Source organism: Klebsiella aerogenes KCTC 2190 (genome assembly GCF_000215745.1).
Taxonomy (GTDB): Bacteria; Pseudomonadota; Gammaproteobacteria; order Enterobacterales; family Enterobacteriaceae; genus Klebsiella; species Klebsiella aerogenes.
The window spans coordinates 4,749,543-4,772,687 of record NC_015663.1 but is presented as its reverse complement, the minus strand read 5'-3'; the positions used below and the strand labels follow the sequence as shown (position 1 = coordinate 4,772,687).

General features: G+C 51.2%; 28 protein-coding genes and 1 pseudogene. 28 read left to right on the top strand and 1 reads right to left on the bottom strand.

The features are described from left to right. The first annotated feature begins 77 nt into the window (after positions 1–77). The 17 genes and pseudogenes from EAE_RS22540 to EAE_RS22460 all read left to right on the top strand — a co-directional run bounded on the left by EAE_RS22540 (position 78) and on the right by EAE_RS22460 (position 12,032). A complete protein-coding gene (locus EAE_RS22540) occupies positions 78–323 on the top strand; it encodes a DUF2560 family protein (RefSeq protein WP_015705885.1) in 246 nt (81 codons plus the stop codon). Positions 324–408: 85 nt separating this feature from the next. Next, positions 409–666, top strand: coding sequence for a hypothetical protein (locus EAE_RS22535; protein WP_015705884.1), 258 nt, complete (start codon positions 409–411; stop codon positions 664–666). A gap of 81 nt (positions 667–747) precedes the next feature. After that, entirely contained in the window at positions 748–1,350 is a 603-nt protein-coding gene (locus EAE_RS22530) for a hypothetical protein (protein ID WP_015705883.1), read from the top strand. Next, positions 1,350–2,825, top strand: a complete 1,476-nt coding sequence (locus tag EAE_RS22525) for a phage terminase large subunit (protein WP_015705882.1) — start codon at positions 1,350–1,352, stop codon at positions 2,823–2,825. Before EAE_RS22530 ends, EAE_RS22525 begins: the two co-directional genes overlap by 1 nt. 28 nt (positions 2,826–2,853) lie before the next feature. Next, positions 2,854–4,302 (top strand): DUF1073 domain-containing protein, encoded by a 1,449-nt coding sequence (locus tag EAE_RS22520; RefSeq protein WP_032709986.1) that lies wholly within the window; start codon positions 2,854–2,856, stop codon positions 4,300–4,302. Next, positions 4,238–5,245 carry a phage minor head protein gene (locus tag EAE_RS22515; RefSeq protein WP_015705880.1) on the top strand — a complete coding sequence of 336 codons (1,008 nt, stop codon included), beginning with the start codon at positions 4,238–4,240 and terminating at the stop codon, positions 5,243–5,245. The genes EAE_RS22520 and EAE_RS22515 overlap by 65 nt, the downstream gene beginning before the upstream one ends. Positions 5,246–5,270: 25 nt before the next feature. Further along, complete coding sequence (locus tag EAE_RS22510; protein ID WP_015705879.1) at positions 5,271–5,543, top strand: hypothetical protein; 273 nt, start codon at positions 5,271–5,273, stop codon at positions 5,541–5,543. 52 nt (positions 5,544–5,595) lie between these two features. Next, positions 5,596–6,433: pseudogene (locus EAE_RS22505) on the top strand (DUF2213 domain-containing protein); the annotation flags it as partial. 359 nt (positions 6,434–6,792) lie between these two features. After that, entirely contained in the window at positions 6,793–7,233 is a 441-nt protein-coding gene (locus EAE_RS22500; RefSeq protein ID WP_015705877.1) for a hypothetical protein, read from the top strand. An 11-nt stretch (positions 7,234–7,244) separates the two neighbouring features. After that, positions 7,245–8,321 carry a major capsid protein gene (locus tag EAE_RS22495; RefSeq protein ID WP_015705876.1) on the top strand — a complete coding sequence of 359 codons (1,077 nt, stop codon included), beginning with the start codon at positions 7,245–7,247 and terminating at the stop codon, positions 8,319–8,321. A 9-nt stretch (positions 8,322–8,330) separates the two neighbouring features. Further along, positions 8,331–8,732, top strand: coding sequence for a hypothetical protein (locus tag EAE_RS22490; RefSeq protein ID WP_015705875.1), 402 nt, complete (start codon positions 8,331–8,333; stop codon positions 8,730–8,732). 2 nt (positions 8,733–8,734) lie between these two features. Further along, a complete protein-coding gene (locus EAE_RS22485; protein ID WP_015705874.1) occupies positions 8,735–9,115 on the top strand; it encodes a DUF7370 family protein in 381 nt (126 codons plus the stop codon). A gap of 172 nt (positions 9,116–9,287) precedes the next feature. Next, positions 9,288–9,635, top strand: coding sequence for a hypothetical protein (locus EAE_RS22480; RefSeq protein WP_015705872.1), 348 nt, complete (start codon positions 9,288–9,290; stop codon positions 9,633–9,635). 2 nt (positions 9,636–9,637) lie between these two features. After that, on the top strand, positions 9,638–10,078 hold the full coding sequence (locus EAE_RS22475) for a hypothetical protein (protein WP_015705871.1): 441 nt from the start codon (positions 9,638–9,640) through the stop codon (positions 10,076–10,078). Beyond that, a complete protein-coding gene (locus EAE_RS22470) occupies positions 10,075–10,464 on the top strand; it encodes a phage tail termination protein (RefSeq protein ID WP_015705870.1) in 390 nt (129 codons plus the stop codon). Before EAE_RS22475 ends, EAE_RS22470 begins: the two co-directional genes overlap by 4 nt. 68 nt (positions 10,465–10,532) lie before the next feature. Next, complete coding sequence (locus tag EAE_RS22465; protein WP_015705869.1) at positions 10,533–11,285, top strand: Ig-like domain-containing protein; 753 nt, start codon at positions 10,533–10,535, stop codon at positions 11,283–11,285. A gap of 51 nt (positions 11,286–11,336) precedes the next feature. Beyond that, the gene (locus EAE_RS22460) at positions 11,337–12,032 is read left to right on the top strand and encodes a DUF6246 family protein (RefSeq protein ID WP_015705868.1); all 696 of its coding nucleotides are present in this window, start codon (positions 11,337–11,339) and stop codon (positions 12,030–12,032) included. A 119-nt stretch (positions 12,033–12,151) separates the two neighbouring features. Here the strand turns inward: EAE_RS22460 and EAE_RS22455 are convergent, their stop codons facing one another. Next, positions 12,152–12,592, bottom strand: coding sequence for an Arc family DNA-binding protein (locus EAE_RS22455; protein ID WP_015705867.1), 441 nt, complete (start codon positions 12,590–12,592; stop codon positions 12,152–12,154). 122 nt (positions 12,593–12,714) lie between these two features. On the opposite strand from EAE_RS22455, the gene EAE_RS22450 reads away from it, so the two are divergent. From EAE_RS22450 to EAE_RS22400, 11 genes are all read left to right on the top strand, one after another. After that, entirely contained in the window at positions 12,715–12,882 is a 168-nt protein-coding gene (locus EAE_RS22450) for an Arc family DNA-binding protein (RefSeq protein WP_015705866.1), read from the top strand. Positions 12,883–12,955: 73 nt separating this feature from the next. Further along, a complete protein-coding gene (locus tag EAE_RS22445) occupies positions 12,956–13,576 on the top strand; it encodes a P22AR C-terminal domain-containing protein (RefSeq protein ID WP_015705865.1) in 621 nt (206 codons plus the stop codon). 70 nt (positions 13,577–13,646) lie between these two features. Next, positions 13,647–14,423: an ORF6N domain-containing protein gene (locus EAE_RS22440; protein ID WP_015705864.1), complete on the top strand. Its 777-nt coding sequence runs from the start codon at positions 13,647–13,649 to the stop codon at positions 14,421–14,423. Between the two features lie 172 nt (positions 14,424–14,595). Continuing rightward, on the top strand, positions 14,596–15,000 hold the full coding sequence (locus tag EAE_RS22435; protein ID WP_015705863.1) for a hypothetical protein: 405 nt from the start codon (positions 14,596–14,598) through the stop codon (positions 14,998–15,000). Between the two features lie 59 nt (positions 15,001–15,059). Next, positions 15,060–17,408 (top strand): tape measure protein, encoded by a 2,349-nt coding sequence (locus tag EAE_RS22430; RefSeq protein ID WP_015705862.1) that lies wholly within the window; start codon positions 15,060–15,062, stop codon positions 17,406–17,408. Further along, on the top strand, positions 17,408–17,941 hold the full coding sequence (locus EAE_RS22425) for a hypothetical protein (RefSeq protein ID WP_015705861.1): 534 nt from the start codon (positions 17,408–17,410) through the stop codon (positions 17,939–17,941). Before EAE_RS22430 ends, EAE_RS22425 begins: the two co-directional genes overlap by 1 nt. Positions 17,942–17,982: 41 nt before the next feature. After that, positions 17,983–18,459 (top strand): hypothetical protein, encoded by a 477-nt coding sequence (locus EAE_RS22420; protein WP_032708471.1) that lies wholly within the window; start codon positions 17,983–17,985, stop codon positions 18,457–18,459. Further along, positions 18,459–18,929: a hypothetical protein gene (locus tag EAE_RS22415; protein ID WP_015705859.1), complete on the top strand. Its 471-nt coding sequence runs from the start codon at positions 18,459–18,461 to the stop codon at positions 18,927–18,929. The genes EAE_RS22420 and EAE_RS22415 overlap by 1 nt, the downstream gene beginning before the upstream one ends. Further along, positions 18,926–19,321, top strand: a complete 396-nt coding sequence (locus EAE_RS22410; RefSeq protein ID WP_015705858.1) for an NlpC/P60 family protein — start codon at positions 18,926–18,928, stop codon at positions 19,319–19,321. Before EAE_RS22415 ends, EAE_RS22410 begins: the two co-directional genes overlap by 4 nt. Further along, on the top strand, positions 19,308–21,791 hold the full coding sequence (locus EAE_RS22405; protein WP_015705857.1) for a host specificity factor TipJ family phage tail protein: 2,484 nt from the start codon (positions 19,308–19,310) through the stop codon (positions 21,789–21,791). Before EAE_RS22410 ends, EAE_RS22405 begins: the two co-directional genes overlap by 14 nt. An 86-nt stretch (positions 21,792–21,877) precedes the next feature. After that, entirely contained in the window at positions 21,878–23,128 is a 1,251-nt protein-coding gene (locus EAE_RS22400; RefSeq protein WP_164926760.1) for a hypothetical protein, read from the top strand. The last annotated feature ends 17 nt before the right edge of the window (positions 23,129–23,145 follow it).

The following is a 23,145-nucleotide window of genomic DNA, read 5'->3' as shown; positions in this document are numbered from 1 at the left end:
TGTCGTTGTAGTGTCATTACAGGAGCCATTCCATCGAGTGGCTTCGATAATGCTCCCCCATCGCATAGAGGTAAGACATGTCAGAAATTACACCTGCAGAACAAATCCGCCTGACCATCATCAAGAAAGTTAACTACGACACTGCCGCGGCGAAGTTGGCCATTGACTGGGTTGGCGACAGTAATCTGAAAGCTGAGCTATTTGCAGACTCTTTCGATCGCGTTTACACGGAAAGTGAGATTGTCTCGAAAACCCGCAAGGCGATTCAGGAAGCGACCGAAGCGCTGGCGCTGTTTGATCCGACCGCCGAACAGTCCAATTAAGGTACGTGCATCTCCGATCACTTACATGACTGGTAGTTCAAAAGTTTCCTTTTCGCTGTTAGGATTGCTCTGAAAAGGAGTGGTTGTGAGCATATTAAATAAAGTTATTGAATTCTTATCCCCATCAGTCCCCGAAGCTTGTAGGGAAGAAAACTTTGCATCTGTCATAAAGAATATTGAGATTCTTTCGAAGGATTCATCTGAACTGAAATCTCTTCAGAAAGAGCGTGGAGACGGAAAGATTACAGACGAAGCGTTTATAGCCACTGCTGTGGCGATTATAACTCAGGAGCTTCTTGAGCTTAGACGTGACAGAGACAAGGCTGATGCCCAGGCGATCTAAGTAAGCATGACGTCAGACAATAACAACACAAAGGCCACCTTCAGGTGGCTTTTTTAATGGCTATTACAACAGGAATAAAGAATGAGCAAGCCGGACTGGGAGGCCATCGAGACGGCGTACCGGGCCGGAGTGATGTCCCTCCGAGAAATTGCATCTCAACACGGCATTAGCGAAGGGGCTATCCGTAAGCGCGCGAAGCGCGATGACTGGTCTCGTGACCTGAATGCGAAGGTGAAAGAGCGCGCCGACGATCTGGTACGCAAAGCAGAGGTACGCAAACAGGTACGCACTGAAACGACTTTGTCAGAGCGCGTACTTATAGAGGCTACAGCTGAGGTCATTGCTACAGTACGCATGGAGCATCGCGGTGACATAAAACGCGCCAGGCAGATAACCAATGCCCTGTTTGATGAGTTGGGCGCCGAGTGCGCAGACGTAGCGGCGCTGGAGAAACTCGGAGAGTTGATGCTCAACCCTGACGACAAGGGCCAGGACAAACTCAATGAGATTTACCACAAGGTAATCAGCATGCCGGAGCGTGTTAAGTCGGTGAAGGCTCTCAGTGAAGCACTGAAGAACCTCATCGGTCTCGAACGCCAGGCCTACGATATCGACGGCCCGGAAGGCGACAACTCTGTTAAGCAACTCTCTGACCTGATGGATTCATTGTCTCAGGGGGCGTAATGAAACCTGAGCACCTCAAGCTGCTGTCCAATAAAGACTGGCGGCTGAACAATCTTTACTGGATCACCGACAAAGAGGGTAAGTCGACTCGCTTCAGGATGACGCCTGAGCAGCGGGAATACTTCGAGGGGATCCATACCCGCAACATCATCCTGAAAGCTCGACAGCTCGGCTTCACCACCGAGGTGTGCATCATCCAGCTCGACGCGGCTCTGTTTGAGTCGGCAAAGTGTGCATTGATTGCCCACACACTGAATGATTCAAAGCGTCTGTTTCGGGAAAAGGTGAAGTATGCATACGATAAACTGCCGGCGGAGATAAAGGCGGCTAACCCGGCCAGCAACGATTCGTCTGGCGAACTCGTTTTTAAGAAAGGCGGCTCGCTATACGTCAGCACGTCGTTTCGTGGCGGTACGCTGCGCTATCTGCACGTTTCCGAGTTCGGGAAGATATGCGCCAAGTATCCTGACAAAGCCCGTGAAATCGTCACAGGTGCGTTTGAAGCGGTGTCGACAGGCTGCTTTGCTACTATCGAGAGCACGGCGGAAGGCCGGGCGGGTTACTTCTTCGATTACTGCCAGACGGCAGAGAAAGCCTTGCTGCAGGGTAAGCCACTATCCGCGCTCGACTGGAAGTTTTTCTTCTTCTCGTGGTGGAAGAATCCGCAGTACGCAATTGACACGATAGAGCCGCTACCTCAGCGCTTAGTTGAATACTTTGCTGAGATGGAGGCAAAGCACGGCGTTGTCGTCAACGAGCGCCAAAAGGCCTGGTATTACGCCAAAGAAAAGACGCTCGGCGACGACATGAAGCGCGAATACCCGACCATACCGGCGGAGGCGTTCCAGCAATCGGTCGAGGGCGCGTACTACGCCAAACAGTTCCGCTGGCTCTACACCAACAAGCGGATCGGCAAAATCCCCGATAACTCACATCTACCGGTTCACACGTTCTGGGATATTGGTGTGGGCGACTCCACGGCTATCTGGTTTGTTCGCGAAGTTGGTGAGGAGTTTCACATCATCGACTACTACGAAAACTCTGGTGAAGGTCTTCGGCACTACATGAAGGTGCTGAAAGACCGCGGCTATGAATACGGTGAGCACTGGGGCCCGCACGACATCGATAATCGTGAATTTGGTGCAGACGCAAAATCGCGGAGGGAACTCGCCCAGGAAGGGTATGAGATCGACGGTCAGGTTTACAGCATGACATTTCAGGTGGTACCAAAAGTCGGTGTCGATACCGGCATTGAGTCGGTGCGTGAAATCCTCCCATCCTGTGTTTTCGATGAAGAGAAATGCGCTGAGGGCATATCTCACCTTGAGGGTTATCGCAAGGAGTGGGATGACAAGCGAGGATGCTGGAAAGATAAACCTCTTCACGACTTCACATCACACGGCGCCGACGGGTTCCGCTACTTCGCAGTAGCGAAAAACAACCACAAACAAGTCGGTGCAATTTTCTTCACCTAAGGAAATCTCAGTGAGTAACGATAACGAAATGCAAATCCTCGCTGGGCTCATAGTGAATAGCCTTAACGAGGTGGGCCGTGCGCGCCAGTTGTATGCTTCAGGGCTAGGAAAGTCAGGGAACACGAAACGACATCATCTATGGTGCGAATTTGGTTACCCGGAGCGTCTCGATTTTGACCACTTCTACAACATGTATGAGCGTAATGGCGCTGCGTTTGGCGCGGTACATAAACTGCTCGATGCATGCTGGACTGACACGCCGGTGATCGTAGACGGCGATGAGACCAAGAAATCGAAAAAGTCGACGCCTTGGGAGAAAAAAGTCACCAAGCTAATGAAGAAACACTGGGCTAAGGTGAAGGATGCAGACCGGCGAAATCTGGTAGGTCATTACTCCGCCCTGATTCTTCAGTTTGCAGACAGTAAGGAGTGGTGGGAGCCCGTCGGTCGCAGCGTGATGCGTAATTCTCGCGAGCGTGGCCTGGTCAAAATGATTCCTGCATGGGAGGCACAAGTTAAGCCCGGGGAACTTGAACAGGACCAGAAATCGCCAGACTACGGCATGCCGAAGTTCTATTACTTCCAGGAGCAACAAGTCGGGGACAATGGCAACATTTCCGGTCCGATGCGGTCGATTAAGATCCACCCGGAAAGGATCATCATCTTTTGCGAAGGGTCAGAAGACGAGTCATCGCTGGCTGGCATTCCTTTCCTGCGAGCTGGTTACAACGACCTGCTTGATATGGCGAAAACTTCCGGCGGGAGTGCGGAAGGTTTCCTGAAGAACGCCAGCAGACAGCTCGGCATTAACATGTCGAAGGAAACAAACCTCAAGACCATCATTGATGAAGCAAAGAAAGCCGGTTACTCAGGACTGGCAGAAGCGCTAAATGCTGCCATACAGAAGCTGAACTCTGGTACAGATTCAGCACTGGTGACTCAGGATGGTGAAGCCAAAGTGTTGTCGGTGGCGGCAGCGGATCCGAGTCCGACATGGACTGTGTTAGCAAATCAGTTTTCCTCTTCAGTCCAGATGCCATTCACCATTCTCTTTGGTCAACAGACAGGGAGGCTTGCGTCAGATCAGGACAAAAACGACTTTGCTAAGCGCTGCAACGGTCGTCGCGCAGGCTTCCAGACTGACCGTGCGACCGCGGTAATTGAGCGGCTGTGGACAGTAGAAGTCATCGAGCCTCCAAAATCTGGCGAAATAACTTTAACCTGGTCTGACTTACTTGCACCAAGTGAGAAAGAAAAGATTGCCAACATGAAGGAAATGGCGGTTGTCGCTAGGGATACGCAGCAAGCCTACGGAACACCGGCTGTCGATGAGAATGAGGTCAGGGAAGCGGGAGAGTTAGAGCCGCGCGAAGAAGTGATAACTCCTGACCCAAACCAAAAGGTAACTACCGATGATCCTCTTTCCGATGAATCCGGAGCAAAAGGCGAAAGTCGGTACGCCAGTAGTGCCGCGTAGCAAGGTTGACCCGACACGCTCCGCAAAGCAGGTTACCGCGATGTTCCGGGATATCGAGAGTAGGTATCTCGGCATCAAGCGAGCGCTGAAAGCATTGTTCGACCAGCGCCTGACCGGGCGAGAGCGTGAGGTAAACCGCCATGACTGGCACTTCCTTTGCCATGACCACGGCGAGGACATGCGACTCTACCAGGTCAACGCCGGCAAGTTCATCTACGACATGTCGGCGCAGGAACTGGCGGACCTGCTGGAAGCGGTGCAGGTCATTCTCGACGATTACCTGCTGGATGGTGGCGAACAAAACATGTGGGCGATGGATTACGTCGCCGCAGAGGCGCAGCGCGGCACGCTGGAGGCATTCAACAACCTTTCGCAGCAGTCGCAGGTGTACGCCAGCCAGACGACGCTACAGCAGCTTTTAAACAGCCCCGGCTATCTGAACCAGATAGCGGCGGCCAGGCTGACAACGCTCAGTGACTGGAAGGTAATCAGCGACACCGCCCGCGGCGATCTGACCAATATCATTACCGACGCGGTGGCGCGCGGAGTAAATCCACGCGAGACGGCCAGCGTTATCAGCAAGCGCCTCGATGTGTCGATGTCGAAGGCCAAGACCATCGCTCAGACTGAGCAGGTCGGTGCGCTGCGGCAGGCGCAATGGAACGAGACGGACTGGGCTGCTGACAGGCTGGGGCTAAATACTGGCCTGCTGTGGCTTTCAGCACTCAAGCCAACTACGCGCACCTGGCACGCCAGCCGTCACGGCAAGGTCTACACCACAGAAGAGGTACGCGACTTCTACGCTGAGAATGGCAACCGGTACAACTGCTATTGCAGCCAGATACCGGTGCTGCTCAACGACGACGGCAGCATCTTTAATGATGGGTTGGCGGATAAGTTGAAGAAAGAGCGTCAGCAGTGGAAATTGGCCGAAGCGGCATGATACAAAATGGTTTTGCGGAGGAGTTATGGCAAAACCAGAAGAGCCGTATCGTAAGTTAATTGTAGAGAGTTTTTACCCAGCCAGTACGTCAGGCAGGAAGGGTAAAGTTCATATCAGGCCGATTCCAGGGCAATGGGCTAGCCCCTCACTTGCTGTTGAGTGTTCTAAAAAGTTGTCAAATGTGAATGTTTATCCAATTGGCAGCCAATTTGAAATTACCGCCAAGCTTACCGATAGGGAGGATGGCGGAGAGTATATTTACAGCTCATTCCGATGGGAATTTAAACACATCAAATAGGTCGCTCAGGCGGCCTTTTTTAATGCCTTAAATTCATCAACGAGGACCCAGCATGAAACGCAACCGCGTTAACGTGCTGACCGTCGTCAACTCCGCTTCAAACATCACTACTGAAACCATCGACGGCAAGCCACATATCGTGGTTCGCGGCATCACGCCTGTCGTGGACGATATTGTGATGAACCGGAAGTTGTACCCGGCAGCAGAAATCGAAAAGGCCTACAACACGCTCGAGCGTAACCCGATGCCGCTGGGCCACCCGAAAGTGGACGGCAAGCATGTGTCGGCGCGCGATGTCCGGGCGGTGAACGAGTACCACGTGGGGGCCTGGCTACAGAACGTCAGCCACAAAGACGGGAAGGTGATGGGCGACATGTACGTTAACCGCCAGTACGCCGAGTCGAGCGACAAGGGCAGGCGCCTGATCAACCGCCTGGATGAGATGCTGGCCGGTACCAACTCCGACCCGATTCATATCTCGACAGGCCTGCTGTATTCCGGCATCGCAGCCAACGGCGAGTCGAAGGGCAAGAAGTACAACGAGATCGCCACAAACATGATGTTTGACCATGTGGCTGTACTGCTTGATGAGCCGGGTGCCGGAACGCCGGAAGAGGGCGTGGGGATCTTCGTTAACGCCGAGGGTGACGAAGTCGAAATCGAGGTCGTAAACCTCGAAGAGTCCACTACCCCAGACCAGCAAGACCCCGCATTCAAAACATTTTTCAACCAGCTAAAGGCGTTTTTCGGCGCCAACAGCGATTCAACCCAGAAGGAAACAGACCCGATGAAAGAGCTCATCGTTAATGCGCTGAAGGCCAAAGGTAAATCGGTTGACGGTAAAACCGATGCCGAACTGATGGACGCATACAACCAGATGCTGGCAGAAAACGCCGACAGCAAAGAAGAAACGCCAGAAGAGAAGGCTGCCCGTGAAAAGAAAGAGGCGGATGACAAGAAGGCTAAAGAACAGGCCACTAATAACGAAGAGATGCCAGCTTGGGCGCAGAAACTCGCCGATCGCGTGGACGTCGTTTTCAACAGCCTGAACGCGAACGCCGACAAAGAAAAGGGCGAAAAGCGCGCAGCTGTGAAGCTGGCGATGAATATGAGCGATGAAGAAGTCGCAGATCTGGACGGTAAGGCGCTCGACGCCATGTACGCCAAGTGCCAAACCTCTTACGGCCTGAACGGTGCATTCCGCCAGGCAACCAACACCCAATCAGTCAGCGAAATGCCGGAGTAAAAAATGGCTAAAGACGGAAAACACGTAATTCACGCGGGCGGTATCTTCGCAAACCCACAGCTTCACCGTGAAGGTGCTGCAGCCGCTGATACACCTCCCGGGACGATTGGTTTCTTCGACAATACTACGAAGAAATTCACCGCCTCCGCGGATGGTAATGAAGCTGCGATCCTCTACGTAGCCAACTATGACTACCTGCGTTGCAAAACCGTAGACGACATCATCAAGGCTGGCGACTGGGTTGTTGCTTTCCACCCAACTCCAGGCGTTTTCTTCAACGTTCCCGCTGCCGCAGGCACTTACACAAAAGGGCAGCCACTCTCTGTGGCCAATGGTCGCGTTAAAGCTGTCGGCACTGATGAGTCAGTCCGCTGCTACGTAGAAGAAGACCGTCCGTATACCATTGCAACGGCAGGTGACCTCCTGCGCGTGGTCATTAAATAAGGAGCACCTGAATGTTTGTATTCTCCACTAAACAGGCCACCGAAACCGGGAACCTCGAGGTCAACTCCTCTCAATTCAAAAAACTCTCAGCCGCGCGCAATGCCAGTGCTCAGGCTGCGGCAGACTTTATTGCGCGCACTAAATGGCGTGGCGATGCAGAAGATACACCAGATCTGAATGCGGTAAACGCAGTCGACGATATCCGCCGTCTGTACAAAGCCTACGACCAGACCGTGCTGAAGCAATTCGAACCGAACACCGAATTCACGCTGCTGAACGACTTGATGCCGCTGTCTCGCTCTGTTCGCCTGGAAGAGTCTGTGTACGAATACGCTCGCACCGGCGGCCGTGGCTGGGCGCACACTTCCATGTCCGGTCAGATTGGTGCTGCGCTGGATGCGAAGTCTTACACCTTCGATGGCACCATGGTGCCGATCCACGACAGCGGCTTTAAGTTCAACTGGCGTGACCCGGTATTTAACAAAGGATCTGCTCTCTCATCCTTGGCGGATGCTCAGGCCGGATCTGTTGATGATGTGCGTCGACAGTATGTGGACTACATCTGGGAAGGCTTCCGTGACGCAGCCGGTAACTACATCAAATTCGATGACAAGACCTGGAAGGGTTTACGTCACGATGAGCGTGTGGCCCAGGTGACACTGACTGTTAACTTCGCAACCAGCACCGACCCGAAAGCCATGCGTGCCGCGGCGATCGCCCTGCGTGACGTCCTCAAGCTGCAAAACATGCAGTACGGCCAGCAGACGTGGTACGTCTCCAGCGAAATCATGTCCAACTGGGAACAGTATTTCGATGTGAACTCGCTCCGCACTGTGCTGGAAGAGATCTCCAAACTGTCAGGCATCACGGCAATCAAAGAAGATGCTGAGCTTACCGGAAACGAAATCGTAATCGTACCGCTGCAGGCTGGCGTGATTGCTCCTATCGTCGGTCAGGCGTTCGGCACCGTCGCCGATCCGCGTCAGTTCTACAACTCAGATTACGTTTGGCGTACCTGGGGAGCTGCTGGCCTGATGGTCAAGCAGGACATCAACGGCCACTACTCTGTTATTCACGCTTCGAGCTAAGGAAACAACATGGCACTCGTAAAGGTATTGGTAGCAAACCTCTTTGCCGGTGCCAGCCTTCAAAAGCTGGAGGCTGGACAGATTTATGACGTCGATGACTCGATCGCTGAAAAGTGGATCGAGCAGGGTAAGGCGGAAAAATCAACTGACAAGAAGGGGGAGATGCTCGTCTTTGAAGTGGCGACACCGTCTGCGCCTGTGGCATCAGGTGCATCTGATTTGCAGTCAAAACTCAATGACGCCCTTGAGCAGTTGAAGCAGGCGAAGTCAGACACTGATGCAAAAGACAAAGAGCATGCTGACGCCATTGAGCAACTGAAGCAGGTGCATGCGGCTGAGCTGGAATCGGCGAACAAACGCGCTGAAGAGGCAGAAGCAGCACTGGCGGAAGCAACCAAGAAGGCGAAATAACCATGGCTGACCCAATCACAGCGGCAGACGTGCAGGCGTTCCTCGGTGAATTGGGTTATTCCATTCCCGGCGCGCTACTCGATCCGATTCTCTGCGTGGTGAACAAGATTATCCCGTGCCTCGACGGTGCGGGATACGACGAATGCACGGCAAAACTTATCCTGATGTATGCCGCTGCGCTCATGGCGACGTCTTCCGGTGCCCGGCGAATAAAATCGCAGGGGGCGCCATCAGGAGCGTCGCGATCGTTCGATTATGGTGCTGACAGCATCACCTGGTTGCGCGACTCGCTGGCCCGGCTTGATGCCAGTGGTTGCACTGGTGAACTCCCTATCAGCGCAGGTAATAGCGTCGGCCTGTTTATGGTCGTTGGTGGCTGCTGATGAAATGGATATCCGTAAAAGAACGCCATCCGCGGTCATTCGTCCGTGTCTGGGTGATGACCGATACCGGGAAGCAAACCACAGCGTACATGAAAAGCAATGGTGAGTGGTACATCAACTGCGACCGCATACGCGCCACAGGTGCCGTTGTGCTGCGATGGAGGGATGACTGATGTCGGCAACCGCGAACTGGAGCTATACCGCTACGGCTACCATCTGGCGCAAGCTCGGCAATGATGAGTACGGTGATTCGCTCGGGTTCTCGCCTCCTGAGGCGATTCTCTGTGATTACGAAGGTGGTCTTTCTAAGCGCATCGGTAGTCTTGGTGCTGAAATCGTCGTGAAGAATACCGTCTGGTCTGAGTATGCACTGGCAGCGGCAGGTGATTACCTGCTGATTGGCGCATCGACCGAAGCCGATCCGATTGTCGCCGGGGCAGACGAAGTACGGCAGGTCATCCGTTACGCCGATACGTTCGAGCGTCTGGCGGATGATTACGCCATTCTGACGGGAGTGTAATTATGGGCATAAAGGTTCGTGGTGTAAGGGAAGCTAAGGCCAATCTCAACCGCATCATCGACAATATTCAGGGGCGAAAGGTTGTACGTGCTATTCAGTCTGCGCTGATTTTAGGCAGCAGCAGGGCGGCGTATTACACGCCAATTGACTCATCTACACTCCTGAATAGTCAGTTCCGGGAAATTAACGTTAACGGCACAAGAGTTACTGGAAGGGTTGGGTACTCTGCAAATTACGCTGCATTTGTGCATGATATGCCAGGCAAGCTAAAAGGCCAGCCGAGAGCCCATTTCGGGAAGACGAGAGCCGGTAGTGATTTTGGTGGTGGGACTGGAAAGGGAAACTATTGGGATCCGCATGGCGAGCCTCAATTCCTTAAGAAGGGATTCGACGAAGAGCGCGATGCGATTACTGAGGTAATCAAAAAGGAGCTATCCCTGTGAACCCTCCGATGCATAAGCGTGTTCGTAACATCTTCGTTGATGCCGGTTTAACTGCCGGATATACCGTTCAGTCGCTGACATGGACCGATACCGGGAAATTGACGGAGAGATTCATCATATTCCGGCCCAACGGCGGTACGGCAGTAGATCGTGATATGGCTGCTGATTATTACGTCCTGGTGGATGTCATAACTGGTAAGTCTGCCGGAGACTACGCGAAATCAGAGACCGATGTGCAGGCCATCATCGACTACGTCAAGCAGAACCCTATGACAAATGCCTGCATCGGGCAGATATCTAACCTTGGCGGAACCCCATCACCGGTAATGACTGCAGAAGGGCGCATGGTGTGGCGCTTACAGTTCGCCTGTCTCTTTGGCGGATAACACTAAATCAAATCTCATAAGGTCGCCTGGAGCGGCCTTTTTTATTATCAGAAGTGAGGTAAGCAACGATGCAAGGCTGCTCCAATAACGAACAACTAATCGGTCGCGCGAAGACGCTTGAATTGGCGTATGGATGTGCGAACCAGGTGCCGGCGGAGGGGGACTGGAAATTACTTGGTCTTCCGACTTCGGCAACGTGGGATATGAGCCCGGAGGCGCTGACCTCGGACGCTGATAATGGCGGATTCAGTTCAAACCTGATCGCCAGTCTTGACCCAACGTACTCAATCGAAGGCGAGGTCCGTGTCAAAGACCGTACCGATGAATTTGGCATTCAGCAATTCGTGAAGTATATCGCTGATGAAGTTCGCGCTCGCCGTCAACCTGCGGTCTGGATGCGTTTTCACTGGGGTGATTACTTCCATATTGGCTACATGGTCCCGACTGGCGCCAGTGATGGTGGTGGTGTGAAGGAGATTGTTACCTACAGCTTTGAGTTCAAACTGGCTGACGGCAACACGTTCCAGATCACCGAAGCGGACGAAGGCATTCCGGTAACTGGCGTGACGGTTGCGCCAACGACCAGCTCTATCGCCGCCGGAGAAAGCACCACCTTCGAAGTAACGATTGCGCCCGCAGATGCTGACGACAAGGTCTTCACGGTTACTTCATCTGTTCCAGCGCGCGCGACAGTAGCATTTGCTGGCAATACGGTCACCGTATCCGCGCCATCTGGTGCTACTGCTGGCACCGCAGTAATCACTGTGAAGACAGATGATGGCGGGTTTACCGCAACGCATACGGTAACCGTTACGGTGTAAGCAAAACAAAGGGTAGGTGTTCCTGCCCTTGATTTTGTTTATGGGGGAAAAATGACGCCTGTTAAAGAGTTTGGCGAGTGCCTGATTACGTCCGGGGATAAGGAATATTTCTTTCGACCGTCACTGCTGGCCATGACTAGAATCGGAGAGCCGGCAGAAATTGTTCAGACGTTTTATGACCTATGCAACGATGAGGCGACACCGTTGCTCAGGCGTGCTGAGGAAGTCTATTTGCTTAATGGGAATGGTCGATTTCCTGAATGTGTAATGAATTACATAAAGAGCGGCGTGTTGGCCAGAAAGTCCATCATGGCAGCGCATGTAGTCCTGTCCGCCTGTTGTGATGATGATGTTGGTGATCTGGTTGGTTGGTTAGCTCCCGGAAAAAGTGGGAAAAGGGCTTTTCTGTGGAGGCAGGGGAGCCTTTCTCCACAGAACATGGTGGTCGTAGCTTTAAATCTCATGGTGCACGGGATAATTGGCAAGGCAAAGGTGAGAAAACTTCAGCGCCATGAGACTAGCGATACAACCAATGAATTCAGAGCATCTGAGTATATCGTCGCAGCGCGCAATCACTTCGGCATAAGCAAGGAGGAAGCATGGCAACTCACTATGACCGAGTTTCAGCTAATGCTCATCGCTAAATACCCTGAGCAGAAAGGGTATACGCGCGAAGAGTACGATCACGCAGCTGATGACTACTTTGCTCGACGCAGACGAATGAGAGCGAAAAGAGAGGTCAAATAACAATCAAACGAACTGCTCATATCTATTCAGATTACCTGAGGGGTAATTTCTTCAGTTAGTGACCTATAAATCGGCGACGACAGGGGGTTTAATGGTCCTGTCGTCGCTCTTTAACATCATTAATTTTTATTGTCAGGTATTCTTACCAGAAATCCCCCTCCATCAACTGATTTTTCTGGAACTACATAACCGAGTTCATTTAGGCGCGTAAGTGTCTTCTCAAGGGATGCATTAAAGTCAGCTAATGTGAGGTGTTCTAGTTCTAAATCATTGAGTTCAATGCAGAATTCTTTGTGCCCCATACGGGCTTTTTTATTAATTTCTTCAAATGTTCTCTTAAATATAATGCCGGAGATTTCTTCTTTTGCGTTCTCCGCCATTTTCATAGCCTCATGAGCTGATATGACTTCATCATCCTTTATTTCACTAAGGAAGCTGGTGTCAAGGCGCTTGACTATCTCGGCATTCATTGAGCGATTATTTGACTTGGCTGCATCTTCAATTCTTTCTTTTAATTCAATAGGTAATCTGATTCTTAATTGAGGATCTTCTCTGCTCATATGGTTTGTCGCTTCCATAAAATCACAATATAGAAATTATGCCCCACGGTGGGGTTGACAGCAATGACGCACGGTGTGACACTTATTGGGTGTCTCACGGTGGGGCATTTATGGAGAAGGTTATGGAAAAAGCAAAAGACATGTATCAGCGTAAAGTCCGTTTCCCTGAAGATGTGCGCAAAGCGATAGAGCGCAACGGTGAAGAACAGTGTCGGCAGTTCAATACTGAACTGATCTACCAGCTGAGAAAGGCGTATGGCCTGACTGGAGAGAAAATTGCTCAAGTATAAAAACGACGAAGCCCTAACTACTTGCGATAGTCAGGGCTCCTTATCGAACAAATCCCGCGAAGGAAATATCGACATGAACAGTGTACAGAACAACGAGTTAACTTTCCACAATACCAATTTTTCATATATGGAAATGGGTGGTCAGGTCTGGCTTACGGCTGCTGAGGTTGGCCAGGCGCTGGAGTATGCCGATGATAAAGCAGTTCAACGTATCTATTCCCGACATGCTGATGAATTTACAGCACAAATGACAGGGGTGGTCAAACTGACCACCCCTTCAGGAAGACAAGAATCGCGAGTTTTCTCACTTCGAGGTGCCCACCTGGTTGCGATGTTTGCTCGCACGCCAAAAGCAAAAGAGTTCCGCCGTTGGGTATTGGATATCCTGGATCGCGAAGTGGGGAATTCGCCTATCGCCAAGCAGTTCACAGACGATGAACTTTGTTCCCTGGCGTGGCTATGGAGAGCCAGCGACACAATGCTTAAAGCTTGTGAGAGTGTTACGCCGTTATTGAGGGTGGCTGAGCATCGTGAAGCAGGTCACTTTCACTCAATAGGACAGGAACTGCCTCGCTCGATTAACAAGGCAAGGGAAATTATTAAACGCGAGACGGCGCATATCGAATTTCACCCATGGAGGGATGATAACTGGAGCAGGGTATTACCGCACCTGCGTCAGGAGATGTTGCAATGATGCATAAATAGAAAAGCCGATAGTTACGAGCTACCGGCTTCCATTGAAACTTGTCATAAGGGTCCAACCAATGACTTCATTAAATTTAGCAGTTCATGAACCAAATGTCGATCCCCGGCCGTTGCCAGTTATTGAGTGGAAGGGGTTGCGTGTTGTTACTACTGAAACGCTGGCTTCAGGGTATGGTACGGATGACGTAAATATCCGTATGAACTTGAGCAATAATAAAGGCAGATTCATTGAAGGAGTTCATTACTTCACTCTAACTGGTTCAGAATTAAAAGAATTTAAGAACAGAGTAAATGAAGGTTACTCTGTTAAGAAGCGAGCGCGTTCTCTGACTCTTTGGACAGAAAAGGGAGCTGCTCGCATGTCTAAGATCGTCGATACTGACGAAGCATGGTCTTTCTTCGAACGTCTGGAGGATTCTTACTTCCGCCCAGCACCGATTACCAGCATACCGCTTTCCTACGAGGCGGCGTTAGAAGACCTTCTGGCAAAGGTAAAGGAAAATCGAATTATCGCTGAACAGCGTGACCGTGCCGTTAAAGAGAAGCGCTGGATCTCTGAAAAGCGGGAAGTAACGGCGATGACTACCGCTTCTATTGCTGTGCGTGAAAAAAATAAATTAGCTGAACGCCTTGGTGAAGGTAAAAAATACGCCGCTATTATTCCTGTAGAGAAGAAACTCGGCCAAAAATTCAAATGGCAACCTCTTCGCAAGTGGTGCCGTGAGAATGGAGTTGAACCTCATGAGGTAGATGATCCACGTTTCGGGACGGTAAAGTCTTGGCCGCGTGATGCATGGCTAGCTGTACATGGAGTAGACCTGCGCAAGCTGTTTTAACCCGAAGCACTAATTAGTGCTTCGGATTCTCAAACCCGCTTAACTGCGGGTTTTTTGTTAGATGCGAACATCTTCGCATCGTGGTATCCGCTGCTAATATCGTAGCGCTGGTTTTGTCGTTACCCTCTATCCCTGCTAGGATTTGTCCAAACTAATCAATGGGGATAGGGATATGAAAAAGGTTTTGATGGCGGCAGTATTGGCCGCTTCGTCGTTTGTCATTGCAGGCTGCGCACCTAAGCCACCTTCTCAAGTGGAAATATCCACTGCAAATTACGGCACTTTGCCGAATGACTATCAGCAACAAATTAAAAATCACATGGCATCTATTCTGAAAGACCCGGAGTCTGCTCGATATACGTTTGAACCTCCCTTCAAAGGTTATTCGCAGGATGGCTCCCTTTCTTCGACGAGTGGAGGCGTGACGTATGGCCAGGTCGTCGGTGTGCAGGTTAATGCAAAAAACAGTTATGGCGGATACACAGGAAATCAACTTTATGTGTTTATGTTCTCTAATGGGGTGATGTATGACACCACAGCAAACTTCCAGTTTGGAAGGGTTAAGCGAGTCCCTTAAACAATGATGAACTTATTTAAGCCCCGCATTGACGGGGTTTTTTATTGCCTGGAGAAAATATGTCGCAAGGTGAAAAAGTAGGTAGCCTTTATATAGAAATCGAAGCTGATACCGCTAAGCTTTTGGTTGGAGAGCGACAGGCTAACAAATCATTAAACACAATCGGTAACAGCGCCGATAATGCCTCGAAAAAATTTGAACAACTGCAAATAAGCCTTAATAAAGTCGCTGGAGCTGTTGCTGCATCTATTGTCGTTGATTGGGGAAGAGCATTCCTTGTTGCTGCAGATAATATGAGTCAGTTAAATGCGAGAGTTGAGAGATTAACTGGAAGTGCATCATCTGCCTCTCAAACCATGCAAAGTCTTATGCGAGTTAGCTCATCGACAGGCGGGTCTATACAGGACACGACAAAGCTATGGGAATCGCTTAGTACTGCATTACGTGATACAGGGGCATCAAACGGCCAAATTATTCAACTTACAGAAACTTTGCAGAAAATTGGTCGCATAGGGAGCACTTCTTCAGAGGAAATGGCGAATGCTCTTCGACAATTCGGTCAATCGATTTCTTCGGGGACTGTGAGGGCTGAGGAATTTAACTCAATACTTGAACAAATGCCGGAGTTGGCGCGACAGATTGCTGCAGGAATGGGAATTGGCGTGGGAGAGCTTCGCCAATTGATGCTCGAAGGAAAATTATCGGCGCAGGATGCTCTAAACGCCATTCAGAAACAGACCGTTTTAGTTAATACCGAGTTCGAAAAACTACCCAGGACTTTGTCTCAAGCCAATACATCATTAACTAATTCATTCCTAACAATGGTGGATAATCTAAATAAGGCTACAGGGGCAAGTAACGGAATGGTCTTAGTGATCGATTCTTTGGCTGTAGCAATAGGCAGATTAACTGGTCAGGCTGCGACTGCAAGTCAACAAATCGCAGACCTTAGATCTGAAGCTGAAATGTATGCAAGAAGAGCAAGGACTTGGGGATGGTTGGGGTTTGGCGATTGGCAGAAAGAAAATGAGCAGAAATCAGCAAAGTTAACTGCAGATGCCTGGGAAAAGGCATCCCGCGCCGGTTGGGATGCAGCGCAAAAGGTGGCGAAAAACACCAAGCCTATTGAGATAAAAGCTGTATCGACCACTTCGCAAAGTAAGGCCAAGGGTGGGAAGTCCGCAGCACAGAAAGAGGCTGAGCAGTACGCTAGAGCACAAGAATTAATTACGGAAAGGTTGTCGGATTTAAAAAGCAAAGCAGAACTGTCCGCCAGTAGCATCACTGAACTATCAAGAGCTCAAGCAATCCTAAATGCCCAGCAATCTTTGGGCAAAGCGGCATCGCAAGAACAAATTGCTTTGGCTGGAGAGTATGCAGCAAAAGCTTGGGACAACGCAAAAGCGTTGCGCGAACAGGCCAAAGCTGAAAAAGAACGTGCTGATGCGGCAAGCAAGTTTAGTTCAATTCAGAATAAATCAAGTAGGGTTATAGGGCTAGATACTCAGTACCAGCAGGATATTGCTGATATCAAAATGTACGCTCAAATGTATCCTCAGAAAATAGCTGAGGCTGAGGCGGCTAGATCCTCTATTGAAAAGCAATATCGAGACCAGCGCATAGCAGCTATGTGGCAAGAGTGGGCGCAGCAAACCACTGCGACACAAGCGGCAGCGGCGGCGTTTGATGGTTTTGCTAATAGTGCCAGTAATGCATTAACAGGCATAGTGACAGGAAGCATGGTTGCCTCCGATGCATTGCGTTCAATTGGGAATACCATTTTGAACGAGGTAATTAATACCTTTGTTCAGATGGGTATGCAGCAGGCCAAATCGGCAATAATGGGGGCGACAGCGCAGAATGCTGCGATCGCAACTACGACGGCCGCGCAGGTTAGCTCACTAGCAACCACCACGGCTGCCAGTACATCGGCGGCGGCGGCCACAACGGCAGCATGGACGCCGGCGGCGCTTGTGGCGTCGATTGGTTCGTTCGGCGGCGCGGTTGCTATTGGCCTTGGCGCTCTGGTAGCTGCGCTGGCTGTTGGCTCATCGTTGGCCGGTAAGCGCAAGAACGGTGGCCCGGTATCGGCGGGATCAATGTACCAGGTAGGTGAGGGCGGCATGCCTGAAATCTACCGTGCCAGTAACGGCAGTCAGTACATGATTCCGGGTGATAACGGCTCTGTCATCAGCAATAAGGATTTGCAGGGCAGTGGTGGGGCTGTTCAGGTGATCACCAACGTTTACAATTATTCCAGCGGTGTTGATGTTAAGACACATAGCAACCAAAATGGAAGTGAGATGATAACAGACATTTTCATAACTGATCTTGACAGCAATGGCCCAATGACAATGGGTATGATAAGCAAATTCGGTTTATCAACGAAAGCGAATGGGGCGTTTTAATGGACACAAAAGAGGCTCTTACAGGTCCAGAAATGGGTGCCGTTGTACTTAGCAATTACAGAATGTTATCAGCGGAAAGTGATAGAGGGGCAGTACTACTTGCTTCAAGTATCATTGAGAGAGGGCTGAGCGAATTAATTTGTGCCTACCTTTTAGAAAGTGATAATAAAAAGGACGAGCTATTTACTGGTCCGGCCGCACCTTTAGGTACACTCGAATCGAAGATAGCTATGGCTTACAGATTGGGCCTAATTCGTAGATTTGTTCGTGATTACCTAGATATATTCCGAAGAATGCGCAATGACTTTGCGCATAATATCGAGCGATATAGTTTTGATGATCCAAGTGTCACTAACAGGTTGAATGAAATATACAGGATCAGGAAAGTGGAGTCTGAATATCTAGATCAGCTATTTGTTGACACCAAAAAGGAGGCAACAGTAAGAGATAAGTTTCTTATGTTTTTCTCCTTGGATATGGCTGCAATACAGAGAATTAGCCTCACAGTTGAGAGGATAGCTCCCCTTGATTAACCCAACCCGCTCAGGCGGGTTTTTTAATGCCCGGAGGAAACGTGGCAACAGTTTCATACCCGGAATTTCTACCTCTTCCGCAGCGTCCCAGCCAGAACATGACACAGGATACCGGCTGGCAGACAACGCAGCCGGCAGTCGGGCCTGTCATATTTACCCCGTTCACCACTGACCTCAAAGCTACCTGGACGCTGCAGTGGATATTTACGCTGCAGCAGGCCGAACGGTTTAAGTCATGGCTGCGGTCGCCAACGTACTGTGACCGCGGGCGTAACTGGTTCACGATGCCAATTGACCTTGGCGACACATACGGACCGCAGTTGCAGACGCTTCACTTCGTCAATATGCCGGTGCAAACCAGCAAAAATGGCGGAGTGGTGACCTGGACCGCCACGGTTATCTGTAATGGTATTGATGACCTGACTGAAGACTTCGATGACTGGATTGTTCAGGCACCGGAGAACTACGGGTCATGGCTTGATTATCTCGTCACTGATGTGATGCCGAGGACTGACTGATGCCAACATTACGAGAATGGAAAGAGCGGCGGCCGGCGAGTGATATCAAACAGACCATTGAGTTTTATCACCCGGCATTTGGTTATTACCGTGTGGTTAACAAACTTTTTCAGGAGGCGACGTTCGGTGGAAACCTCTATCAACCCGCGGCGTTTGATATCACCGAGCCGACACAGAACGGGTCAGCCATCATCACGATGGGGATCACCTTCCTGCAGGGGGCTGAAGAGGTCAGAAACACGCTAAAAACGTGGACTGGTGCCGCCCGGATGACGGCTATCATGTGTAAGTATCAACAGTGGAATGCAATCGGTGATGCTTCGCCGATGAAGACCTGGTCACTGTTCGTGAAGGATGTCGGAGCCGACGGCACAAACGTCACGGTGAATTCTGGCAAGACGAATCCTCTGACGCTTTCCAATCCCATAATTTACACCACGAAAGACTATCCCGGACTGATTACCGTATGACACAGAGCGAATTTATCCGGCTTGTGAATGGCAAGCCGTGGGTTAACCGTGCCTGTTGTTTTGAGCAGATGGATTGCTGGGGGCTGGTGGTGATGTATTACCGGCATGTGCTCGGTCTGGAGTTGCATCATATCCCCGGCTACGAATCTGGCGCCGACTTCATCACCTGTTACTCAGAGGAATCCGCCCACTGGCGAGCGGTGCCGGTGGCATCGTCTGGCTGCCTTGCCGTGTTTTATTACGCTGATCGTCCAGTTCACGTGGGCGTAATGCTGGATCCGATTAAATGCCTGCATTCCCGCGGTGAGTTCGGTTTTGTTCGCGCTGACAGCATGGTTATCCTGGCGAAGAAATTCAACAAAGTGGAGTATCTGGTTCATGGTTCGATATGAGCTGCAGCGCCTGCCTGGCGCGCCGAAACAGTATGGAACGATGGCACCCGGTACTGAGTTGATAGCATTGCTTGACTCACTCAGGCTGCACAATAACGTGAAGGTTCGCCTGAATGGACGTGAGCTTAATGATGATTTTGATTTGTCGTTTAAGCTGCGCGCCGGCGACGTCGTAGCGGTATTCGATCAGCCTGAAAGCGGCGGTCTGATAAAGACACTTCTGAACCCGGTGGAGCATCTCAACCCGATCCGCTTCACTAAAAAAGTTATGTCAGGGCTAACCGGACAACAGACCGCATCATCTCCGTCTATTTCTACTGGTGAATCCCCGAATAACGACGCCACCGGGCAGACTAACCGCGCGCGGCTGTACAAGGGAAGGCCAAATATTTATGGCCAGTGCCGGGTATATCCGGATTTGATTCAGCAGGCGCTGTTTGAGTACATCGACAACAACAAATACATCACTGAATGGTTCGAAGTGGGATTCGGGAAATACACCATTTCCTCTGTTCGTTATTCTGAGTCGAACCTAGGGAGCCTTGCAGGGGCCAGTTACCAGATTTTCGACCCTGGCGCGACGATAGGCACCATTGATGTTGGCTATCAGTTTGATGATGTCGATAACGAAGAAGTGCCTGGGTTGAATGAAAGCGAGGATTTTCCCGCCCAGACAGCGACGACGACAGCGCCGACCGCCATGCTGATCGAAAGCAACCAACTGAAAGCCACAGTGTTGTCGAATGATGATAACTTTTCATACTTCGCGGCGCTTGCCGTTCCGCATCCGGTGACTTTCGTTATCAACGCGACATGGAACGCCGGCGGCGGCCCGGTGACAAGGAATGTTACTGGCAGTGGAAATATCGTCTACTCAGAAAGTTATATCGGGGAGGATACGCAGTCTTACACCACGTTCTATCTTGGCGATATGACCGGGGAGGTTACGACGCTACCGGCGGACGCCACGCTGAACCTGACACTTTTCACCCTCAACGACCAGACTCCGCTGGTTATAGGCCCATCGGTATCACCGCTTGAATCCACACAGATTTGGGTGCATGTCATGGTTCAACTAGGGGCGACTTCGGGCACTTCCCGTTATCGAATCCGGTTCTGGAAAGTGGATGACAACAACAACCAGATCCCGGGCACAGCTGAACAGTACGATTATTTCTTTGATAACGATTTTCAGGTTACCACGCGTTATTTCCGCACAACGCATAAATTCTCACCCGCCGCCGGTACAGGTCGATATGCGGTGACGATCGAGCGACTGGATAACAGCAACGATGGAAATGTCGTGACGTTAATGGCAATTCACGCCGTCAACACCCGCGCCAATGTTGTTTACCCGGAAGACACGATCGCGAGAGTGACCATCAAGGGGAGCAACAACAGCAACAGCAACCGAGAGCAGAAATACAACATGCTCGCGCAGCGCCACACCATCAGCTATGACCGGACGACCGGCCAGATTGATTACACGCTGCGCCCAAGCCGTTCATTTGCCGACGCTGCACTGCATGAGTGGATAGTTATCGGTAAGCAGGATGTTTCAAGCATCGATGTCGCTACGCTGTACGCGATTGCTGATTCAATAACAGTTCCGGAACTCGGCTATTTCGATTACACCTTTTCAGATGAGAAGCTGTCGCTCGGTGAGCGGATACGGACTATCTGCAATGCGGCGAGGGTGGATGGGAACAACATCGGTGATGTGCTGACGTTCTGGCGCGATGAAAAGGTCAGCTATCCTGATGCGGTATTTGCGCGCTCAAACATGTTCTTTGATGAATACAAGGTTTCATGGCAGATGTCGCTGCCGGGAGGATATGACGGTGTCACGGTCGATTATGTTGATCCGCTCACCAATAAGAAATCCTATGTTTATCTGCAGATTGACGCCGGCGGTATTCGGGAAGTCGAAGATGCAACGGTTAACGCCAGTCAGATTAGTCTGGACGGCTGCCGCAATCGCACCCAGGCGGTTGACCGGGCATGGCTTGAGGCTCGGCGCCTTCTGTATTCACGAATGAGCATGACGGTCAAGGTGCTGGAGACTGAGCAGGTGGTTCGTGGCGCCGTTGTCCAGTGTCCGGACATGTACGACAACAAGCAGCAGAACGGTTATCTCACTAGCCGCAATGGCGATATCTTCACAACGTCTGAACGCATCGATTTCTCGTTTGGCGATATGTGGGTCGTGATGACAGATAGTCTGGGTAACTTTCGAGGGCGCTGGCGTGCCTATCCTGTATCCGGTACTGCCAAAGCCTTTCAGGCCGCCGCGGATGCTTTCGATCTGAATATCTACAATGGTGCTGACTGCCAGGTGGCCAGTCGCTACTTCATTGCAACAGACAGCGAATTAAACTCGACTATCTGGCGTGTAGAAACAGCCAAGCCGAATGGCGATTACACCCAGACCCTTACCTTGTCTGAATATTCGGACTCGATATATCCATAACCACCAGCAGTAAATAATCAACTTTCACGCACATCATCAGGTTAATTCCTGAGGATTTCGTGCGTCTATAAAGGGCGACATGCACAATGGCACAATTACCAACCCCGACGCAAAAGCCGGTACCGAGTGATGATATCCGGGACCACGTTTATGCAGGCGGCATGCTGGACAAGGTCGTAACAAGCCGGGGACTGACATACACCGATCGACTTGGTGGTCAGCATTACACCGTTGATGGAATCAAGGCAGAAGCAGATAAGGCCGTAAAGGAGGCTCAGGATAGCATTACCATTCTGGGCTTACCTTTTGCCACCCTAGAGGATGCTCAGGCGGCGACGGATGCAGGTAAAATACCTGATGGTGCTGTAACGTGGGTGAGAAATAGCGGCGATAACTCTCTCGCTGATGAATACATCAATAACGGCGGAACGCTGGTCGCCACCGGGCGAAAAATGCCGTCCTCCGCACTGGTTGATGAGATCGACAAGCGTACCCGGTCATTACAGGAATCACCTGATTCACTGTTTGATATCGTGTCCAGCAATGGTATTCGCCCTTTCCGTATCAGAAGCACAGACGGCGTCATTGAGTTTGAGTCAGTCGCGCAGTTGGTGACCGGCGACTCAGGTCTCAACTTCAACGGGAGCGTGATTGACAACAACGCGCCGGACGGTTGGCTGTTCCTGATTTATTCGCGTAACGGTCTGGTGATTGCCGGGGTTAAGGAAGACGGAACGAAAGTCGGCTGGGGCGGGAGCGACAGCGGCGGCGGGCAGGCTGGCGGGATTACCCCCGGTGATACGGCGGTGGGTTATGACGATATCCGTAATTACACTGGCGACGCCACTGTACGCGATGTTGTGGGCGAGCGTATCAATGGCCGGTTTGTAGTCGACGCTTCCGATACGACGTCGCCAGATGATGGCGGTGGAGTGCTGGTCGGTACTGATGGGCGCCGCTGGATCCGCCAGTGTGACTTTGTCTCTTATGACATGTTTGGCGCGCCCCGGATCCCTGAGTCGGTCTATCAGAATTATGCCACGCTGTCTGCGCAGGGTAATGAGTCCGCGGCGCAGGCGTTACTGGCTGATATTGAGCCGGCGGATCAGGCCATTGCCCGTTGCCATGCCTTTGCGGCAAAGCATGCTATCCCGGTTGTTCAGAATGTCGGGCGGTTCCTGTGGGTGAGCGGCGAAATTGTGGTGAGGACATCCGCTTATCTGAGCGGCTCTACGATCGTCACCTGCAATCGCAGCGGAACGGATGAAACCCGCTGGGGGAAAGTGGATGGTGTGGATGATGGCGCCCCAGACCCGATGTATATGTTCCGCATCTAGGGCAAGGCTCGCGTCAA

Excerpts from the sequence above, each read along its gene's own strand:
- EAE_RS22540 (WP_015705885.1), top strand. The coding sequence starts at position 78 with ATGTCAGAAATTACACCTGCAGAACAAATCCGCCTGACCATCATCAAG.
- EAE_RS22530 (WP_015705883.1), top strand. The coding sequence starts at position 748 with ATGAGCAAGCCGGACTGGGAGGCCATCGAGACGGCGTACCGGGCCGGA.
- EAE_RS22525 (WP_015705882.1), top strand. The coding sequence starts at position 1,350 with ATGAAACCTGAGCACCTCAAGCTGCTGTCCAATAAAGACTGGCGGCTG.
- EAE_RS22520 (WP_032709986.1), top strand. The coding sequence starts at position 2,854 with ATGCAAATCCTCGCTGGGCTCATAGTGAATAGCCTTAACGAGGTGGGC.
- EAE_RS22515 (WP_015705880.1), top strand. The coding sequence starts at position 4,238 with ATGATCCTCTTTCCGATGAATCCGGAGCAAAAGGCGAAAGTCGGTACG.
- EAE_RS22510 (WP_015705879.1), top strand. The coding sequence starts at position 5,271 with ATGGCAAAACCAGAAGAGCCGTATCGTAAGTTAATTGTAGAGAGTTTT.
- EAE_RS22500 (WP_015705877.1), top strand. The coding sequence starts at position 6,793 with ATGGCTAAAGACGGAAAACACGTAATTCACGCGGGCGGTATCTTCGCA.
- EAE_RS22495 (WP_015705876.1), top strand. The coding sequence starts at position 7,245 with ATGTTTGTATTCTCCACTAAACAGGCCACCGAAACCGGGAACCTCGAG.
- EAE_RS22490 (WP_015705875.1), top strand. The coding sequence starts at position 8,331 with ATGGCACTCGTAAAGGTATTGGTAGCAAACCTCTTTGCCGGTGCCAGC.
- EAE_RS22485 (WP_015705874.1), top strand. The coding sequence starts at position 8,735 with ATGGCTGACCCAATCACAGCGGCAGACGTGCAGGCGTTCCTCGGTGAA.
- EAE_RS22480 (WP_015705872.1), top strand. The coding sequence starts at position 9,288 with ATGTCGGCAACCGCGAACTGGAGCTATACCGCTACGGCTACCATCTGG.
- EAE_RS22475 (WP_015705871.1), top strand. The coding sequence starts at position 9,638 with ATGGGCATAAAGGTTCGTGGTGTAAGGGAAGCTAAGGCCAATCTCAAC.
- EAE_RS22465 (WP_015705869.1), top strand. The coding sequence starts at position 10,533 with ATGCAAGGCTGCTCCAATAACGAACAACTAATCGGTCGCGCGAAGACG.
- EAE_RS22460 (WP_015705868.1), top strand. The coding sequence starts at position 11,337 with ATGACGCCTGTTAAAGAGTTTGGCGAGTGCCTGATTACGTCCGGGGAT.
- EAE_RS22455 (WP_015705867.1), bottom strand. The coding sequence starts at position 12,592 with ATGAGCAGAGAAGATCCTCAATTAAGAATCAGATTACCTATTGAATTA.
- EAE_RS22450 (WP_015705866.1), top strand. The coding sequence starts at position 12,715 with ATGGAAAAAGCAAAAGACATGTATCAGCGTAAAGTCCGTTTCCCTGAA.
- EAE_RS22445 (WP_015705865.1), top strand. The coding sequence starts at position 12,956 with ATGAACAGTGTACAGAACAACGAGTTAACTTTCCACAATACCAATTTT.
- EAE_RS22440 (WP_015705864.1), top strand. The coding sequence starts at position 13,647 with ATGACTTCATTAAATTTAGCAGTTCATGAACCAAATGTCGATCCCCGG.
- EAE_RS22435 (WP_015705863.1), top strand. The coding sequence starts at position 14,596 with ATGAAAAAGGTTTTGATGGCGGCAGTATTGGCCGCTTCGTCGTTTGTC.
- EAE_RS22430 (WP_015705862.1), top strand. The coding sequence starts at position 15,060 with ATGTCGCAAGGTGAAAAAGTAGGTAGCCTTTATATAGAAATCGAAGCT.
- EAE_RS22425 (WP_015705861.1), top strand. The coding sequence starts at position 17,408 with ATGGACACAAAAGAGGCTCTTACAGGTCCAGAAATGGGTGCCGTTGTA.
- EAE_RS22415 (WP_015705859.1), top strand. The coding sequence starts at position 18,459 with ATGCCAACATTACGAGAATGGAAAGAGCGGCGGCCGGCGAGTGATATC.
- EAE_RS22410 (WP_015705858.1), top strand. The coding sequence starts at position 18,926 with ATGACACAGAGCGAATTTATCCGGCTTGTGAATGGCAAGCCGTGGGTT.
- EAE_RS22405 (WP_015705857.1), top strand. The coding sequence starts at position 19,308 with ATGGTTCGATATGAGCTGCAGCGCCTGCCTGGCGCGCCGAAACAGTAT.
- EAE_RS22400 (WP_164926760.1), top strand. The coding sequence starts at position 21,878 with ATGGCACAATTACCAACCCCGACGCAAAAGCCGGTACCGAGTGATGAT.